At 68.0% G+C, this 16,557-nt stretch carries 14 protein-coding genes; 13 read left to right on the forward strand and 1 reads right to left on the reverse strand.

Annotated elements, in window-relative coordinates; all coding sequences use genetic code 11:
* The first annotated feature begins 167 nt into the window (after positions 1 to 167).
* The 4 genes from QSK31_RS46085 to QSK31_RS46100 all read left to right on the forward strand — a co-directional run bounded on the left by QSK31_RS46085 (position 168) and on the right by QSK31_RS46100 (position 2,322).
* Entirely contained in the window at positions 168 to 524 is a 357-nt protein-coding gene (locus tag QSK31_RS46085; protein ID WP_285691485.1) for a hypothetical protein, read from the forward strand.
* Positions 525 to 744: 220 nt separating this feature from the next.
* Positions 745 to 1,566, forward strand: coding sequence for a rod shape-determining protein (locus QSK31_RS46090; RefSeq protein WP_285691487.1), 822 nt, complete (start codon positions 745 to 747; stop codon positions 1,564 to 1,566).
* A 186-nt stretch (positions 1,567 to 1,752) separates the two neighbouring features.
* Positions 1,753 to 1,881: a TraR/DksA family transcriptional regulator gene (locus QSK31_RS46095; protein WP_285691488.1), complete on the forward strand. Its 129-nt coding sequence runs from the start codon at positions 1,753 to 1,755 to the stop codon at positions 1,879 to 1,881.
* A gap of 39 nt (positions 1,882 to 1,920) precedes the next feature.
* Complete coding sequence (locus tag QSK31_RS46100; RefSeq protein WP_285691490.1) at positions 1,921 to 2,322, forward strand: STAS domain-containing protein; 402 nt, start codon at positions 1,921 to 1,923, stop codon at positions 2,320 to 2,322.
* A gap of 88 nt (positions 2,323 to 2,410) precedes the next feature.
* On the opposite strand, the gene QSK31_RS46105 is transcribed toward QSK31_RS46100, so the two are convergent.
* Entirely contained in the window at positions 2,411 to 4,756 is a 2,346-nt protein-coding gene (locus QSK31_RS46105; RefSeq protein WP_285691491.1) for a putative bifunctional diguanylate cyclase/phosphodiesterase, read from the reverse strand.
* A gap of 358 nt (positions 4,757 to 5,114) precedes the next feature.
* On the opposite strand from QSK31_RS46105, the gene QSK31_RS46110 reads away from it, so the two are divergent.
* The 9 genes from QSK31_RS46110 to QSK31_RS46150 all read left to right on the forward strand — a co-directional run bounded on the left by QSK31_RS46110 (position 5,115) and on the right by QSK31_RS46150 (position 16,432).
* On the forward strand, positions 5,115 to 6,287 hold the full coding sequence (locus tag QSK31_RS46110; protein WP_285691493.1) for an MFS transporter: 1,173 nt from the start codon (positions 5,115 to 5,117) through the stop codon (positions 6,285 to 6,287).
* Positions 6,280 to 6,765, forward strand: a complete 486-nt coding sequence (locus QSK31_RS46115) for a hemerythrin domain-containing protein (RefSeq protein ID WP_285691494.1) — start codon at positions 6,280 to 6,282, stop codon at positions 6,763 to 6,765. The genes QSK31_RS46110 and QSK31_RS46115 overlap by 8 nt, the downstream gene beginning before the upstream one ends.
* 95 nt (positions 6,766 to 6,860) lie before the next feature.
* On the forward strand, positions 6,861 to 10,565 hold the full coding sequence (locus QSK31_RS46120; RefSeq protein WP_285691495.1) for a nitrate reductase subunit alpha: 3,705 nt from the start codon (positions 6,861 to 6,863) through the stop codon (positions 10,563 to 10,565).
* Entirely contained in the window at positions 10,565 to 12,271 is a 1,707-nt protein-coding gene (gene narH, locus QSK31_RS46125) for a nitrate reductase subunit beta (RefSeq protein WP_285691497.1), read from the forward strand. The genes QSK31_RS46120 and narH overlap by 1 nt, the downstream gene beginning before the upstream one ends.
* Entirely contained in the window at positions 12,268 to 12,894 is a 627-nt protein-coding gene (gene narJ, locus QSK31_RS46130) for a nitrate reductase molybdenum cofactor assembly chaperone (protein ID WP_285691498.1), read from the forward strand. The genes narH and narJ overlap by 4 nt, the downstream gene beginning before the upstream one ends.
* Positions 12,891 to 13,613, forward strand: coding sequence for a respiratory nitrate reductase subunit gamma (gene narI / locus QSK31_RS46135; RefSeq protein ID WP_285691499.1), 723 nt, complete (start codon positions 12,891 to 12,893; stop codon positions 13,611 to 13,613). The genes narJ and narI overlap by 4 nt, the downstream gene beginning before the upstream one ends.
* A 41-nt stretch (positions 13,614 to 13,654) precedes the next feature.
* On the forward strand, positions 13,655 to 13,990 hold the full coding sequence (locus tag QSK31_RS46140) for a cupin domain-containing protein (protein ID WP_285691500.1): 336 nt from the start codon (positions 13,655 to 13,657) through the stop codon (positions 13,988 to 13,990).
* 47 nt (positions 13,991 to 14,037) lie between these two features.
* Positions 14,038 to 15,183 (forward strand): molybdopterin molybdotransferase MoeA, encoded by a 1,146-nt coding sequence (locus QSK31_RS46145; RefSeq protein ID WP_285691502.1) that lies wholly within the window; start codon positions 14,038 to 14,040, stop codon positions 15,181 to 15,183.
* Positions 15,184 to 15,220: 37 nt separating this feature from the next.
* On the forward strand, positions 15,221 to 16,432 hold the full coding sequence (locus tag QSK31_RS46150) for a globin domain-containing protein (RefSeq protein WP_285691504.1): 1,212 nt from the start codon (positions 15,221 to 15,223) through the stop codon (positions 16,430 to 16,432).
* Positions 16,433 to 16,557 lie beyond the last annotated feature (125 nt).

Consider the following 16,557-nt stretch of genomic DNA (forward strand, 5'->3'; position numbering starts at 1 on the left):
TCCCCGCATGATCGACATGAGGTGGCCCGATGCTGGGGGACGGCTGCGGTCGAGGGGTAGTGACGACGGAACCACAGTGTTGATCGAAGGGCGGCATGGTTCTCCAAGCCCAAAGACAGCGCCATGTCCGATGCTGCACGGCGGGCGGCTTCAGGCGACGACCACCCGTGCCGGCGGTGCGCGGTCCGCTGACCACGCCGGAACACAGCCGGGACGGCACGCCGGGCCAGCCGGAACACGATGCACAACCCGATCTCCCGGGCGGCGGCCACGACCATCAGTACCACGACCCACAGGACCAGCGTCGGCAGGGCACCACGTCGGCCGACGCCGCCGAAGCCGCGCCCCTCGCCCATGTCGGCCGCCATAACGACCCCGCCACGACGGCACCCATCAGCACCGACGGCCTCGTCGAGGATTGCCGGACGTCGGCAACGAGTGTCGGGGAACTTGACCGGCTCGCGCTCCTGCGCGTCCGGGCGGCTGAGGGTGACGATGGGATTCCGGTGAGGTTCAGCCTGTGAGAGGAGGCAACGATGACGACGCGTGAGCGCCGACCGGCGGACTTCGTCGCCTCGTGCCCATTGCCGCTCGCCGCTGGCCTTCTGGCCTGCCGAAGGATGCCGCCAGAGCACGCCGGTCCCAGCACCGGCCGGCCTCTGCCATAGCGCGCCGCCGCAGTTCAGCGCAATCGTTTCTGATCGTCGCCCTCGTGAGCGACTCCGCCTCGTGAAAGGGGTCGGCGTGACCGTGCCCGCTAATCTCGTCTCGTCTCACCGCCCGGCCGGTGCATCGGACAGTGCCGCACCGGCCGCCGTCGCGGTCGATCTCGGCAGCAGCACCGTCGGCGTGTGGGCGTCGCACCGTGGCACCATCAACGCACCGTGTGGCGACGCGTTCACGGCGTCCCGTCCTCTGCTGCGCCGTGGCCGCATCGTCGACCCGGCAGGATGTGTGACCCTGCTGTCACAGCTGATCCGCCGCTACAGCGAACCTGTTCCGGCAGGTGGCGTCGTGGCGGCCTGCCGGCCGGTCCTGGCCGGTGACCGGGATCAGGCGGTGATGCGCGTGGTCCTGGAGGAGGTCTTCGCGCCCACCCGTCTGGTGTTCATCGACACCGTCCGCGCCGCCGCGATCGGCTCGGGGGCCGCAGCCGGCAGCCTGCTGGTCGCCGACATCGGCACCCAGCTGACCGAGGTCGCGTTGCTCGAACACGGCCGCGTCATCGCCGCGCGCCGAGCCGAGCTCGGAACCCGCGATCTCACCCGCGGCGCGAACCTGGACCTGATCTGCGGCATCGTCGCCCAGCATCTCGATGAACTGCGCGGCGCCGCGACGGCAGCCGAGATCGGTCCCGCGATTGCGCGCGGCGTGCTGCTCGTCGGTGACGGCGCTGTTCATCCCGGTCTTTGTACGACGCTGTCGGCCGTGCTGCGGCTGCCGGTGCACCGTGCCGCGTCCCCACGTACCGCCGCGGTCAACGGCGCCGGCCTGGCCGCCATGTCCCTGCTGCGTCACCCGGCCTCGTCATGGTCGCGACCCGACTCAAATGGGGGACCCTCATGACCATCATCCAGCGACCAGAGCGGGGACGGTCGGAACCCCTCGACCTGTTGCGCACCATGCCCGAGGAGCAGTTCACCCTGCAGACGAACCGGCTCATCGAACTGACGGTCTACGGTCGGCTCCCTGGACCTGCTCGCCGCCGCGGCTCGTCGAGGGATCGCCGACACGACGCAGGCGCTACGCCGCATGTCCGAGGGCACCCGCGGAACCTGCGAGGACTGCCACCGGCCGATCCCGCTCGGCCGGCTCCGCGCCATGCCACAGGCCCGACACTGCACCCGCTGCCACCGCAACCAGCAGCCAGTGTCTTCGTAGCGTGACCCCGTGGTCGCCATCAGAGCTGGAGGTGACACCATGCGCTGCACCGTCGAACGCGTCGAGTCTCTCGACGGCAGCGGAACCATGCGCGTTTCCGGCGATGTGGACCTCGCCGAAACCGGCAAGCTGCGTCACACCGTGACGACCGCGCTGACCGATCCGCAACTCAGCGAACTCATCGTGGACCTCTCGGCGGTGACGTTCCTCGACTGTGCCGGCATCGGCGCACTCCTGCATGGGCGCCGCGTTGCCGAAGCGAACGCCAAACGCTACGAGGTAGTCGGCGCGCGAGACAGTGTCCGCCGGGTCCTTGAGCTCACCGGTGTCCTGCCGGACCTCGGATACAAGCCGTTGGACGCTATGCGCCGACTCGTCGCGTGCGCAAGCCATGACGCCAGTTTGTCGAGGCCTGGGAAGCGCCCGCGTGTCCCGCCATAACGGGCCGGCCGGCGGATCCTCGGCATAGACGTGCGAGGCAGTCAGCGCGTCCTGCAACTCGTCATCGACACTGCAGGCGATCCCCGTCTCAAACCCCGGTGGCTGCGGGCTGCCGGTTCATCAGCACCGCGACATCGTCGGCGGATACCGGCCGGGAGAAGAGAAAGCCCTGACCGAATCGGTATCCCGCACGCTGGAGTTCTCGCTGTTGTTCGACCGTCTCCACCCCTTCGGCGATCGCCGACATGCCGAGGCCGGTGGTCAGCTGGAACAGGGTGACGGTGATGACCTGGTGGGCGCCCGGCACGGTGACGCCGTCCACGAAGCTTTTGTCGATCTTCACGATGTCGGCGGGACACGTCCGCAGCAGGCTCAGCGACGAATGCCCGGTCCCGAAGTCATCCAACGCGATGAGGAAGCCCATATCGCGCAGCGATTGCAGGTTGTCCACCGCGACGCCGCCCTCGAACACCGCGGTCTCGGTCACCTCCAGTGCGATCCGGCTGGGTTCCACGCCGGTCTCCCGAACGATCTCGGCGACAGTCGCGACCAGAGCGGGGTCGCTGAGCTGCCTGGTGGACACGTTGACGGAGACCCGTTGCGGGGCATCGCCCGGTGAACGGTCCCATCGCACCATCTGTTCGCATGCTTCGCGCAGCACCCAGGCGCCGATCACGCCGATGAGGCCGACGCGCTCGGCGAGGGGGACGAAGAGCGCGGGCGAAACCATGCCGATGTCATGGTGGTGCCACCGTAGGAGCGCTTCCACCGCGACGATGCGGTTGTCCTCCATGTCGACGACAGGCTGATAGACCAGACGCAGTTCGTCGCGACCAAGCGCCTGGCGCAGCTGGGCACCGAGGCGGGCATCCTCGTCGGCGCGCTGATCCAATTCCTGGCTATACGGCACGAACTTGCGACCGCCGTCGCGTTTGGCGGCGTACAACGCGACGTCGGCGCGTCGCATCGCCTCGGCAGCGTCGATGGCCGGCTCGAGCAGGGCCGCGCCGGCACTCGTGCTGATCAGCAATTCGTTACCGCTGACCTCCAGGGGGACCGTGAACGCGTCCAGTACGCGTGCGACGAGAAGCTCGACGCCCGTATCGCCCGGGCAGGCCACGACGATGGCGAACTCGTCACCGCCGAGTCGTGCGGTCACGGCATCGGGCCCGGCGGTGGTTCGCAGCGGATCGGCCACGGCACACAGCAGCCCGTCACCGACATGATGACCGAGCGAATCGTTGATGTTCTTGAACCCATCGAGGTCAAGCAGCAGAAGGTGCCGAGACAAACCAGCCGGCGAAGGGCCATCCGTGCCGTCGAGCAGCTGATACAGCAGGCGGCGGTTGGGGAGACCGGTCAGATGGTCGTGACTGGCTTGCTCCGCCATCTGGTCGCGAGCCTGGCGCAGCTCTTGCGCATGGGCGGCGACGGTGTCCAGCAGCCGTCCGTTGTCGGTCAGCGCCACGATCTGACGAACCACGACCAGGCTGGTGAGCGCTACGGAGCTGGCGATGAGGAAACGGCCGTGCGGGCCGGACCCGTCGATCAGTAGCAGGCTGTTCGCCGCGCTGACGGCCAGGTAGGGCCAGACGCTCCAGCGACGACGACGGACGGCTGTGGCGGGCTGGTCGCGAGTTCGCCTCTGCTGATCGGCGGCTAGACCGATGAACGCCAGCGCTACCGGCACGGCGAAGTGGCCGTCAGATATGTGGCGATGATCAACCAGGAGAGGGGCGGCGGCACCGGCGATTCCACTACCGCCCGCCGCGACAGCCAGCAGTCGCATCGCCGAGGGGGCGACCGCGATGGCCTGCATCGTGGTCACCTTGACCACGGCCACGATGCAGACGATGCCGAGTACGGCCACCGCGGCCATCGCCACCCAGGAGCCGGTCACCGCGTGCCACTGGTCGCCGTGCCGGAACGAGAAGTGCCAGGCGAACATGGCCACTGTCACGATCACCACACTGCTGTCGAGTGCCAGCTTGACCCGACCCTGGCGACGCGATGTCGGCAGGCACAGCAACGCGACCTGCATCACCAGCACCGCCGCCACGTACAACGCCATCGTCCTGACGCTGATGTACTGCGCGGTCACCGGCCATCGCGACGCCGAGTCGAACGTGTTGCTGACAGCGGCCATGGTCAACAGCCCTGCAGCGAGCCCAGCGCGTGCCCAGAACCGGCGTCCGTCCGCTTGCGGCACCTGGCGGGCGGCTGTGCTGCACGCCAGGGTCGCCAGGACGCCCAGACCGACGGCGGGCAGCCAGCCGATCAAAGGGTGAGTCCACCAACGGATCACCGCGCCGCAGACCCAAATCACCGTCGCCAGGATGAGGGCGACAATCGATGAACGAAACAAACGTTCCGTCACGGACCCGAAGCGTTGCATGTGAACCTCACGATTGCTCCGACAATTCAGCGATTTCATCGGCACGGCGATCGGATGCTTGAGCAGGACCCGACGGCGGCGATCAGACCGGCCCGCGGCCCGAAGGTTCGCCGTGGCGCGGGCGGCGGGCGGTTGACGCGCGAATCTGTCCTGGCAGGGCCGAAGCGTCCGCGATCGATGATCGGCTGGCCCGCTGGTCCTGCGAAGATAGGTAGAAAGTCCCTGTCCGCAACCGCCACGCCCGGCAGACTCTGATCATCGGGTCCGGCCGGCCGTTCCTTTCCCGGGTCGTGCCGGGTGAGCAGCTAGCACATGCGGGGTGTCGATGAGTGCGTCACAGCGGCGAAGCAACCGTCCCAGCAACGGCGAGCAGCCGGCACCGGGTCGAGCCGGGTTGATGCTGGCGTTGGCGACCGTCGGGTTCGCGGTGAACTTCTGGGCCTGGGCACTGCTCAGCCCGCTCGCGGTGAAGTTCACCACCGTGTTGCAGCTGACCTCGTTCGAGCAGGCGCTGCTGGTGGCGGTGCCCGTGATCGTCGGGTCGGTCGGGCGGATTCCGGTCGGTGCGCTCACTGACCGTTTCGGTGGGCGGATCATGTTCCCGCTGGTGTCGGCCGCGACCATCGTGCCGGTGCTGTTCCTCGGCCTGCTCGGCCACGGTTCGCTGGCGGCTCTACTGATCGGCGGCTTCTTCCTGGGTATCGGCGGCACCACGTTCGCGGTGGGTGTGCCGTTCGTGAACGCCTGGTTCCCGCCGGAGCGACGCGGTACCGCAGTCGGCATCTTCGGCGCCGGCATGGGCGGCACCGCGATCAGCGCGCTCACCACGGTGAAGCTGGTCGACGCGTACGGCACGGCAGCCCCGTTCGTGATCACCGCGATCGTGCTGGCCGTCTACGCCGTCGTCTCGTACGCGCTCATGCGGGATGCCCCGAACCGGCCGGTGCCCACGGCGCCGCTGGCGTCGCGGCTGGCCACGACCCTCAAACTGAAGATCACCTGGCAGGCCTCGGCGCTGTATGCGGTTGCGTTCGGTGGCTATGTGGCGTTCTCGGTCTACCTGCCCGCCTACCTGAAGACCGCGTACGGGCTGACCCAGGCCGATGCGGCGAACCGGATGGCGGGTTTCGTCGTCCTCGCGGTGATCATGCGGCCGGTCGGTGGCTGGCTGTCGGACCGCATCGCCGCTCACCGGGTCCTCGGCTGCTCGCTCGCGATCGTTGTCGCCGCCGCTCTGGTGCAGTCGCTCACCCCGGGCCTCGCCCCGGTCGGCACGATCGCGTTCCTGTCCATGGCGGCGGCGCTGGGTGCCGGCAGCGGCGCCACGTTCGCCCTGGTCGCCCAGAAGGCGCCGGCGCAGCAGGTGGGCTCGGTCACCGGGGTCGTCGGCGCTGCTGGCGGCCTGGGCGGGTTCGTTCCTCCGCTGGTGATGGGCGTGATCTACGGCCAGCTTGACGACTACGCGCTCGGTCTGGTGTTGCTCGCTGCAGTGTCGGCCGCCGCGCTGCTGCTCGATGTCTTCTCCGTCGGCCGCGGCCGACGCACCCCGGAAGGGGCCGCTCATGTGTGAGTACTGCGGATGTCAGGCCATCGAGGCGATCGACGTGCTGACCCGCGAACACGATCACGTCGTGAACCTGATCGGCGAGGTCCGTACCGCGCACGCCGCAGACGATGTTGACCAGATGGCCGTACTGGCCCAGCGGATCGCCGTGATCCTGCAGCCGCACACCGTGGTGGAGGAAGAGGGTCTGTTCCCGCTGCTCGCCGACGAGTTCCCGGAGCACGTCGACGCACTGCGCGCCGAGCATCGCCAGGTTGAGCAGGTGCTGGCCGCCGCAGCCCAGGCCACACCCGCCGACCCGCGCTGGCCGGATCAGCTCATGGTCACTCTCGAGATGCTGCGCGAACACATCCTCAAGGAGCAGGACGGCGTATTCCCTGCGGCACTGACCAACCTCACCGGCGACGACTGGGACATCGTCGACGCCGTACGGGCGAGGACCGGCACACGCCTGCCAGGATCGCCGAGCGCAATAGTCAATTGATGCATGGTGCAAACGCTGCATTGCTGCCGTGGAATCGCTAATGTGAAGATCGCCAAGGCATGTCGACGGCCCATCACCCGGCCGGAAGGACGGACATGGTCAGCACACCGCGCCGCCAGGACGGCACCGCCGGACTCGACGACCCCCTCACCGACGCCCTCGTGGGCACCCGCCGGTTCTTCACCAAAGGGCAGGTGTCCGGCGACCGCCGGGCGTTGTATCAGATCGGCGGCCGCGACGCGGACGTCTTCTACCGTGACCGCTGGTCACACGACAAGGTCGTGCGGTCCACACACGGCGTGAACTGCACCGGCTCCTGTTCGTGGAAGGTGTACGTCAAGGACGGCATCATCACCTGGGAGGCCCAGCAGACCGACTATCCGAGCGTCGGACCCGACCGGCCGGAGTACGAGCCTCGCGGCTGCCCGCGGGGGGCGGCGTTCTCCTGGTACACGTACTCGCCGACGCGCGTGCGGTACCCGTACGTCCGCGGGGTTCTGCTGGAGATGTACCGCGAGGCGCGCAAGCGCCTCGGCGACCCGGTCGCCGCCTGGGCGGAGATCACCGGCGACCCGGTCAAGGCGAGGAAGTACAAGTCGGTGCGCGGCAAGGGCGGCCTGGTCCGGGCGAGCTGGGACGAGGCGACCGAGATGATCGCCGCAGCGCACGTGCACACCATCAAGGCGTACGGCCCGGACCGGCTGGCCGGCTTCTCGCCGATCCCGGCCATGTCGATGGTGTCGCACGCCGCCGGCGCCCGCTTCTACAACCTGCTCGGCGGGGCGATGCTGTCGTTCTACGACTGGTACGCCGACCTGCCGGTGGCCTCGCCGCAGATGTTCGGCGACCAGACCGATGTGCCGGAGTCCGGTGACTGGTGGGACGCCGGCTACCTGATCATGTGGGGTTCCAACCTGCCGGTCACCCGCACCCCGGACGCGCACTGGATGGCCGAGGCCCGCTACCGCGGTCAGAAGGTCATCGCCGTCGCACCGGACTACGCCGACAACGTCAAGTTCGCCGACGAGTGGCTCGCCCCGGCCCCCGGCACCGACGGCGCCCTGGCCATGGCGATGGGCCATGTGCTGCTCCAGGAATTCTTCGTCGACCGGCACACCCCGTACTTCGACGAGTACGTGAAGAAGTACACCGACCTGCCTTTCCTGGTCACCCTGAACGAGACCGGGGCCGGGTCAGGGGTCTTCACGCCGGGCAAGATGCTCACCGCGGCCCAACTGCCGGGCGCGCTCGCCGACACCGAGAACGCGGCCTTCAAGATGGTCCTGCTCGATCGCGATGGCATGCCGGTCGTGCCCAACGGCTCACTCGGCTTCCGCTACGGCGAGCAGGGCACGGGAAAGTGGAATCTCGATCTCGGCGACGTCGATCCGCTGCTGTCGGCCGACGGCGGCAAGGACGGCCCGGTCGTGGTTACGCTGCCGCGCTTCGACACCGCGTCCGGCACCGCCAAGCACATGCGGCGAGGAGTTCCGGTACGCCGTATCGGCGAGCACCTCGTCACCACGGTCTACGACCTGCTGCTCGCCCAGTACGGTGTCTCCCGGCCCGGCCTGCCCGGCGACTGGCCGGCCGGCTACCACGACGCCGACCAGCCGTACACCCCCGCCTGGCAGGAGACGATCACCGGTGTGCCGGGACCGGCCGCGGCGCGTATCGCGCGGGAGTTCGCGACCAACGCCGAGGAGTCCCGCGGCCGGTCGATGATCCTGATGGGAGCGGGCACCAACCACTGGTTCCACTCCGACACCATCTACCGCGCGTTCCTCACCTTGACGACACTGACCGGCTGCCAGGGCGTCAACGGCGGCGGCTGGGGCCACTACGTCGGGCAGGAGAAAGTCCGCCCGATCACGGGCTATTCGGTGCTCGGCACGGCCGCCGACTGGTCCCGGCCCGGCCGGCAGATGATCCAGACCGCGTACTGGTACCTGCACACCGACCAGTACCGCTACGACCCGTTCTCAGCGGCCACGCTGTCGGCAACCGACGAAGGCGGCGCCTTCGCCGGACGGTCGACCGCCGACCTCATCGCGGCGTCGGCACGGATGGGCTGGATGCCGTCGGTGCCGCATTTCAACCGCAACCCGCTCGACCTGGCCGACGAGGCCAAAGCGGCCGGCACGCCGATCGGCGAGCACATCGTCGGCCGGCTCAAGGACGGCGGCCTGCGGTTCGCGTGCGAGGACCCGGACGCGCCGGAGAACTTCCCACGCGTCCTGACGATCTGGCGGGCCAACCTGCTGGGCTCCTCGGCCAAGGGCAACGAGTACTTCCTGCGGCACCTGCTCGGCACCGACCACGCCGTACGCGCTCAGGAGTCACCACCGGAGGCCCGCCCGACCGACCTGACCTGGCACGAGCAGGCGCCCACCGGCAAGCTGGACCTGCTGCTCACCATGGATTTCCGGATGACCTCGACGACGGTGTACTCCGACATCGTGCTGCCGGCCGCGACCTGGTACGAGAAGCACGATCTGAACACCACGGACATGCATCCGTTCGTGCACTCGTTCAACCCGGCGATCAACCCGCCGTGGCAGACACGCACCGACTGGGACGCGTTCATGACGATCGCGAAGGCGTTCAGCGCCCTCGCCAAGGACCACCTCGGCACCCGCACCGACGTCGTCGCGGCGCCGCTGCTGCACGACACCCCAGACGAGATGGCCAACCCGTACGGCCGCGTCGCCGACTGGGGACGCGGCGAATGCGAGCCGATCCCCGGCCGGACGATGCCGAAACTGGTGCAGGTCGAACGTGACTACACGGCGATCGCCGACAAGATGGCTTCGCTCGGGCCGCTGCTGGACACCCTCGGCGCGACCACCAAGGGCGTCACGTTCCAGGTCGGCCGCGAGATCGACTACCTGAAGCACAAGAACGGTGTGGCCGGGAACGGCCGGCCGTCGATCGCCCGCGACGTGCAGGCCTGCGAGGCTATCCTCGCGCTGTCCGGCACCACCAACGGCCACCTCGCCACCCAGGGCTTCCGTCAGCTCGAAGAACGCACCGGAATGCAATTGGCCGACCTGTCGGCCGAGCACGAGGGTAAACAGATCACCTTCGCCGACACTCAGTCCCGGCCCACTCCGGTCATCACCTCACCGGAGTGGTCTGGCTCGGAGTCCGGTGGCCGCCGCTACTCGCCGTTCGTCATCAACGTGGAGCGGCTCAAACCCTGGCACACGCTGTCCGGCCGGCAGTCGTTCTACCTCGACCATGACTGGATGGCAGAGCTCGGCGAGCAGATGCCCACCTACCGGCCGCCGCTGAACATGAACGCGCTGTTCGGTGAGCCGAGGATCGGCGACAAGGGCGAGCTCGGCATCACCGTGCGCTACCTGACCCCGCACAACAAGTGGTCGATCCACTCCGAGTACCAGGACAACCTGTTCATGCTGTCGCTGTCGCGCGGCGGGCAGAACATCTGGATGTCGAAGGAGGACGCGGCCAAGATCGGCGTGCACGACAATGACTGGATCGAGGCGGTCAACCGCAACGGTGTCGTGGTGGCCCGCGCGATCGTGTCGCACCGCATGCCCGAGGGCACCGTCTACATGCACCACGCTCAGGACCGGCTGATCGATGTGCCCCGCACCGAGACAAACGGCCGGCGCGGCGGTATCCACAACTCGCTGACCCGGCTGCTGATCAAACCCAGTCATCTTATCGGCGGGTACGCGCAGCTGTCGTTCGCGTTCAACTACCTCGGCCCGACCGGCAACCAGCGCGACGAGGTCACCGTGATCCGGCGCCGCTCCCAGGAGGTCGAGTACTGATGCGCGTGATGGCCCAGATGGCGATGGTCATGAACCTCGACAAGTGCATCGGCTGCCACACCTGTTCGGTCACCTGCAAACAGGCGTGGACCAACCGTAGCGGCGTCGAGTACGTGTGGTTCAACAACGTCGAGACCCGTCCCGGGCAGGGCTACCCCCGCCGGTACGAGGACCAGGAGACGTGGAAGGGCGGCTGGACGCTGAACCGGCGGGGCCGGCTCGCGCTCAAGGGCGGTGGCCGGTTCAAGAAGCTGTTCAGCATCTTCTCCAACCCGAAACTGCCGGCCATCCAGGATTACTACGAGCCCTGGACCTACGACTACGAGACGCTGACCAACGCGCCATTGCAGGAACACACCCCGGTCGCCCGGCCCAAGTCGCTGCTGACCGGCGAGGACATGAAGATCTCGTGGTCGGCGAACTGGGACGACGACCTGGGCGGCTCACCCGACCACGGCGACAAGGACGTCCTGCTCAAAGGCATCGCCGACAAGGTCAAGTTCGAGTTCGAGCAGACGTTCATGTTCTACCTCCCGCGTATCTGCGAGCACTGTCTCAACCCGTCGTGCGCGGCGTCGTGTCCGTCCGGCGCCATCTACAAGCGCACCGAGGACGGCATCGTCCTGGTCGACCAGGACAAGTGCCGCGGCTGGCGGATGTGCGTGTCGGGTTGCCCGTACAAGAAGGTGTACTTCAACCACCGCACCGGCAAGGCCGAGAAGTGCACGTTCTGTTTCCCGCGCATCGAGGTCGGCATCCCGACGGTCTGCTCGGAGACCTGCGTCGGCCGGCTGCGCTACATCGGCCTGATGCTCTACGACGCCGACCGGGTGCTCGCCGCCGCCACCACCCCGGACGAACACGGCCTCTACGAGGCACAACGGGACGTGTTCCTCGACCCGAACGACCCGCACGTGGTCGCCGAGGCAGAGCGGGCCGGCATCCCTCGGGACTGGATCGAGGCCGCCCAGCGTTCCCCGGTGCACGCTCTGATCAATAAGTATCGGGTGGCGCTGCCGCTGCATCCGGAATACCGCACCATGCCGATGGTCTGGTACATCCCGCCGCTGTCCCCGGTGGTCGACGTCGTCCGTGACACCGGCTACGACGCCGAGGACCGCGGCAACCTGTTCGCCGCCATCGAGGCGCTACGCATCCCGATCGACTACCTCGCCCAACTGTTCACCGCCGGCGATCCCGGCCCGGTCGACACGGTGCTGCGCCGGCTGGCCGCGATGCGCTCCTACATGCGCGACATCAACCTCGGCCGCGACACCGACGAGAGCATCCCCGACGCCGTCGGGATGACCGGCGAGCAGCTGTACGACATGTACCGCCTGCTCGCGCTGGCCAAGTACGACGAGCGATACGTCATCCCACCCGCCCACGCCGAGCAGGCCCACAGCTTGGAGGAACTGGCCACCGACTGCAGCCTCGACTATGAGGGGGGCCCCGGCATGGGCGGATCCGGACCGTTCGGTGAGTCCTCCGGCGGCGCCACACCCATCGCGGTGGAGAACTTCCACATGCTCGTCGACCGGCAGACCAGCGACACCCTCGTCGACCCGGGCGACAAAGAGTTGCGGGTCAACCTGCTCAACTGGGACGGCAAAGGCCGGCCCGCTGGGCTGTTCCCGCCACGCCACGACACCCCCGCTGTGCCCGGCGGCGGCGACCCGGCCGGCGAGGTGGAGCCCAAGCCATGACCAACCATCTGGTGCGTGCTTTCCAGACCCAGTCACTGCTGCTCGGCTACCCCGACGACACCCTGCTCGCCCGCCACGACCTGCTCACCCGCGCGGCGACGTCCCTGGAACCACCGGTCGGCGAACCACTGCTGCGTTTCCTGCGAGTTTTGGTCGAACAACCGGCGATGGACCTTACCGCCGACTACGTCACGACGTTCGACCACCGCAAACGCTGCTGCCTCTACCTCACTTACTACGCCCACGGCGACACCCGTAAACGCGGCATGGCGCTGCTGCACCTCAAGCAGACGTACGCGGCGGCAGGGCTGCAGCTCAGTGACGATGAACTCCCCGATCACCTGTCCGTCGTCCTCGAATACGCCGCCGCCGACCCGGTCGCGGGCCGTGACCTGCTCATTCAGCATCGAGCCGGCATCGAACTGCTGCGCTTGGCCCTGCACGACGCCGGCTCGCCCTGGGCCGACGTCCTCGACTCGATCTCCGCGACACTGCCACCACTGGTCGGTGACCAGCGCATCGCCGTCGCCCGGCTCGCCGCCGACGGGCCACCCGCCGAACAGGTCGGCCTCGCACCGTTCGCCCCGCCGGAATACATGCCCGTCGAAGGAGGCGCACGATGACCGGCACCCTGCTGTTCGTCGTCTTCCCGTACGTGTGCCTCGCGATCTTCATCGGCGGGCACGTCTGGCGCTACCGCTACGACAAGTTCGGCTGGACCACCCGATCCTCACAACTCTACGAACGGCGCCTACTGCGCATCGGCAGCCCACTGTTCCACTTCGGCATCCTGCTCGTCGCCCTCGGCCACATCGGTGGCCTGCTCGTTCCCGAATCGTGGACCGAGGCTGTTGGTGTCAGCGAGCACGCCTACCACGTGGTCGCGGTCGGCGTGGGCACCCTGGCCGGGATCTGCACGCTGGCCGGCGCGGCCATCCTGATCTACCGACGCCGCACGGTCGGCCCGGTCTTCTCCGCCACCACCGTCAACGACAAGATCATGTACGTCCTGCTCATCGCCACGATCATTCTCGGCCTGGGCACCACTGTGCTGGGCAACCTGACCGACGACCCGCACAACTACCGCGAGAGCGTCTCGCCCTGGTTCCGGTCGATCTTCTATTTCCAGCCGGACCCGGACCTCATGACGAACGCCCCGATCGGCTTCCGGCTGCACGCGATCTCGGCCTTCGTGCTCTTCGCGTTCTGGCCGTTCAGCCGCCTGGTGCACGTCTTCTCCGCGCCACTGGGCTACCTGACCCGCCCCTACATCGTCTACCGCAGCCGCGACGCCCACCTCGGCGCCCGCCCCACCCGCCGGGGCTGGGAACGGGTGCCGTAACCGCCATCCGGAAGATCTAAGCGCCGCAGAGGAACCCTGCCATGCAGAAGTCATCACTCTCCGAGCTCACCGAACACCACCTGACCACCGCCCGCGGCGCCTCCAGCGGCCGCAGCGCCCAGACACTGCAAGGCGGCCACGACAGCGTCCTGCGACAGACCCTGATCGCCCTGGCCGAAGGCCAGCGACTCGACGAACACGAGAACCCGGGCGAGGCCACCGTCCACGTGCTGCACGGCGCGGTCCGGCTCGGCAGCGTCACCGGAGACACCTGCGACGGGACTGCCGGCGACCTGCTCACCGTGCCCGACGCCCGCCACAGCCTGCACGCCCTGAAGGACGCCGTCGTCCTGCTCACCGTCGCCAAAACCCGATGACCAACGCAACACTCCGGCGCACTGCGACCGGCCACGTCCAGCAACCGATGTCGTGGCACCGAGCCCGCGAACTCGCCTACGAACTCGGCCGCACCAACGTGTTGCCGACCCAGGACGTGCCGCTGGGACACGCGAACGGCCGCATTCTCGCCGCACCACTGCACGCCAGGACGATGGTGCCCGGCTTCGACAACGCGGCAATGGATGGCTACGCCGTCCGCGGACCAGGTCCGTGGCGGATCGTGGGTCAGATCCTCGCCGGCGAGGTTCCGTCGCAGGCGCTGGCACCGGGACAGGCAACAGAGATCGCCACCGGCGCACCCGTCCCTCCGGGTACCGAACGCGTCGTCGAATACGAGATCACCGCCCGGGTCGGAGACAGCCTCTCCGCGTCACCCGGTCCTCGTGACCACATCCGCCGACGCGGAGAGTACGTGACCGAAGGCCAGCACCTCCTGCCGAACGGCGAGAAACTGACCCCGGCGGCCATCGGGCTCGCCGCCAGCACCGGCATCGACACCATGACCGTCCGGCGGCAACCTTCCGTACGCCTGCTGATCACCGGAGACGAGATCACCGATCACGGCATCCCCGGCCAGGGGACGGTCCGTGACGCGATCGGTCCGATGCTCGGCGCCCTGCTACGGCAGTGGAACCTCGACATCGAATCAGAACGCGTACCCGACCGGCCGCCCCACCTCCACTACAACGCGGTCAGCGATGCGTTGCGTCGCAACGACATCACCCTCGTGTGCGGTTCCTCATCCGTCGGCCCCGCCGACGGACTGCACACGACACTGCACCACATCGGCGCTCAGGTGAACATCGACGGCGTCGCCTGCAGGCCGGGCCACCCCCAACTGCTGGCCCACCACGACGGACACTGGCTCCTCGGCGTACCCGGAAATCCGTACGCCGCCCTGGTCGCCGTCCACACCCTGCTGGACCCCCTGCTCGCCGGCCTGGCCGGCCGTGAGCTACCGGAGCTGAAGACCGCCGAGCTCAATGGCGACGCCAAGACGTCGGCCGACTGCACCCGGCTGCTGCCGGTCCGGTTCCACCGGCGACAGGCACACGTCATCGAAGGCGCGCACTCCGGCTTCCTCGGCCCCGCCGCGCAGGCCGACGCGCTGGCCGTGATCGCGCCGTACTGGCACGGCGAACCCGTCGAGCTGCTTCCCATAACCGGCTGACTCTCTGTTCCAGCCTGTCTACGTCAGGAGACTTCTCGTGCTGTCCGAGAAGGCACGTCCGATCATCGAAGCCACACTGCCCGTCGTCGGCGAACACATCGCGGAGATCGCGAACCGGTTCTACGCGCACATGTTTGCCACCCACCCCGAATTCCAGGACGGCATGTTCAACCGGGGCAACCAGGCGGAAGGCTCGCAGCCGAAAGCACTCGCCGGCTCAGTGGCGGTCTTCGCCACCACACTGCTCACCCAGCCGGAACAGTTCCCGGACCGGCTGCTCACCCGCATCGCCCACAAGCACGCCTCGCTGGGCATCCGGCCCGACCAGTACCCGATCGTCCGTGACCACCTGATGTGGGCCATCGGTGACGTCCTCGGCGACGCCGTGACACCGGAGATCGCGGCAGCCTGGGACGAGGTCTACTGGCTGATGGCGTACGCCCTGATCCATCAGGAACGAGGGCTGTACAGCGCCCGCGGCGTCACCCCCGAGCGCGTATGGCGGCAATGGCGCGTCGCCGGCAAGCATCAGGAGAGCGACGACGTGGTCGGCTTCGTCATGCGCCGCGTCGACGACCGGCCGGTGAAGACCTCCCTGCCCGGCCAATACATCAGCGTCAACCTGCTGATGCCCGACGGCGTCCGCCAGCCCCGCCAGTTCAGCCTGACCCGCGCCGACGACGGCGAACACCGCTACTTCGCGGTCAAACGGGTGCACGGCGGCGGCAAACCCGACGGCGAAGTGTCGAACCTGCTGCACGACCGGGTGCAGGTCGGCGACGAACTGACCATGAGCGTCCCGTACGGCGACGTCGTCCTCGACGACTCCGGCCGGCCCATCGTGTTCGCCAGCGCCGGCATCGGCATCACCCCGATGGCCGGAATGCTCTCGCACCTCGTCGCGGCCGGATCCCACCTTCAGGTCACCATGCTGCACGCCGACGCCGACGAACAATCGTTCCCTCTGCGTCAGCAGATCACTGCCGACCTCGCCCACATGCCCAAATCGAACATGTACGTCTGGTACGAGCGCGGCAAACACACCGACCTGCCGGTCACCGCCGCCTTCGCGGGGACCATGAATCTCGACGAGATCAACCTGCCCGAGAACGCCGTCTACTACCTGTGCGGGCCACTGCCGTTCCTGCAAACGGTGCGCAGCACGCTGATCGACCGAGGTGTTCCCGCCCGGGACATCCAATACGAGATGTTCGGCCCCGACCTCTGGCAAGCAGACACCGAGCCTTAGACCCTGGTAAATAAGGGTTTCAGGTGGCGTGGTGGCGGGCGAGGCGGCGGGTCATGATGTTGATCATGGCCCACTGGACCATCGCGGCGTGATGTTGCGGTAGTCGTTCGTAGTCGCGGACGGTT

The sequence above is a fragment of the Actinoplanes sp. NBRC 103695 genome (genome assembly GCF_030269485.1).
Classification (GTDB): Bacteria; Actinomycetota; Actinomycetes; order Mycobacteriales; family Micromonosporaceae; genus Actinoplanes.

Coding starts and splice junctions, on each gene's coding strand:
- QSK31_RS46115 (WP_285691494.1), top strand. CDS start 6,280: ATGTGTGAGTACTGCGGATGTCAGGCCATCGAGGCGATCGACGTGCTG.
- QSK31_RS46140 (WP_285691500.1), top strand. CDS start 13,655: ATGCAGAAGTCATCACTCTCCGAGCTCACCGAACACCACCTGACCACC.
- narI (WP_285691499.1), top strand. CDS start 12,891: ATGACCGGCACCCTGCTGTTCGTCGTCTTCCCGTACGTGTGCCTCGCG.
- QSK31_RS46095 (WP_285691488.1), top strand. CDS start 1,753: ATGTCCGAGGGCACCCGCGGAACCTGCGAGGACTGCCACCGGCCGATC.
- QSK31_RS46145 (WP_285691502.1), top strand. CDS start 14,038: ATGTCGTGGCACCGAGCCCGCGAACTCGCCTACGAACTCGGCCGCACC.
- QSK31_RS46110 (WP_285691493.1), top strand. CDS start 5,115: ATGCTGGCGTTGGCGACCGTCGGGTTCGCGGTGAACTTCTGGGCCTGG.
- narH (WP_285691497.1), top strand. CDS start 10,565: ATGCGCGTGATGGCCCAGATGGCGATGGTCATGAACCTCGACAAGTGC.
- QSK31_RS46100 (WP_285691490.1), top strand. CDS start 1,921: ATGCGCTGCACCGTCGAACGCGTCGAGTCTCTCGACGGCAGCGGAACC.
- QSK31_RS46120 (WP_285691495.1), top strand. CDS start 6,861: ATGGTCAGCACACCGCGCCGCCAGGACGGCACCGCCGGACTCGACGAC.
- narJ (WP_285691498.1), top strand. CDS start 12,268: ATGACCAACCATCTGGTGCGTGCTTTCCAGACCCAGTCACTGCTGCTC.
- QSK31_RS46105 (WP_285691491.1), bottom strand. CDS start 4,756: ATGAAATCGCTGAATTGTCGGAGCAATCGTGAGGTTCACATGCAACGC.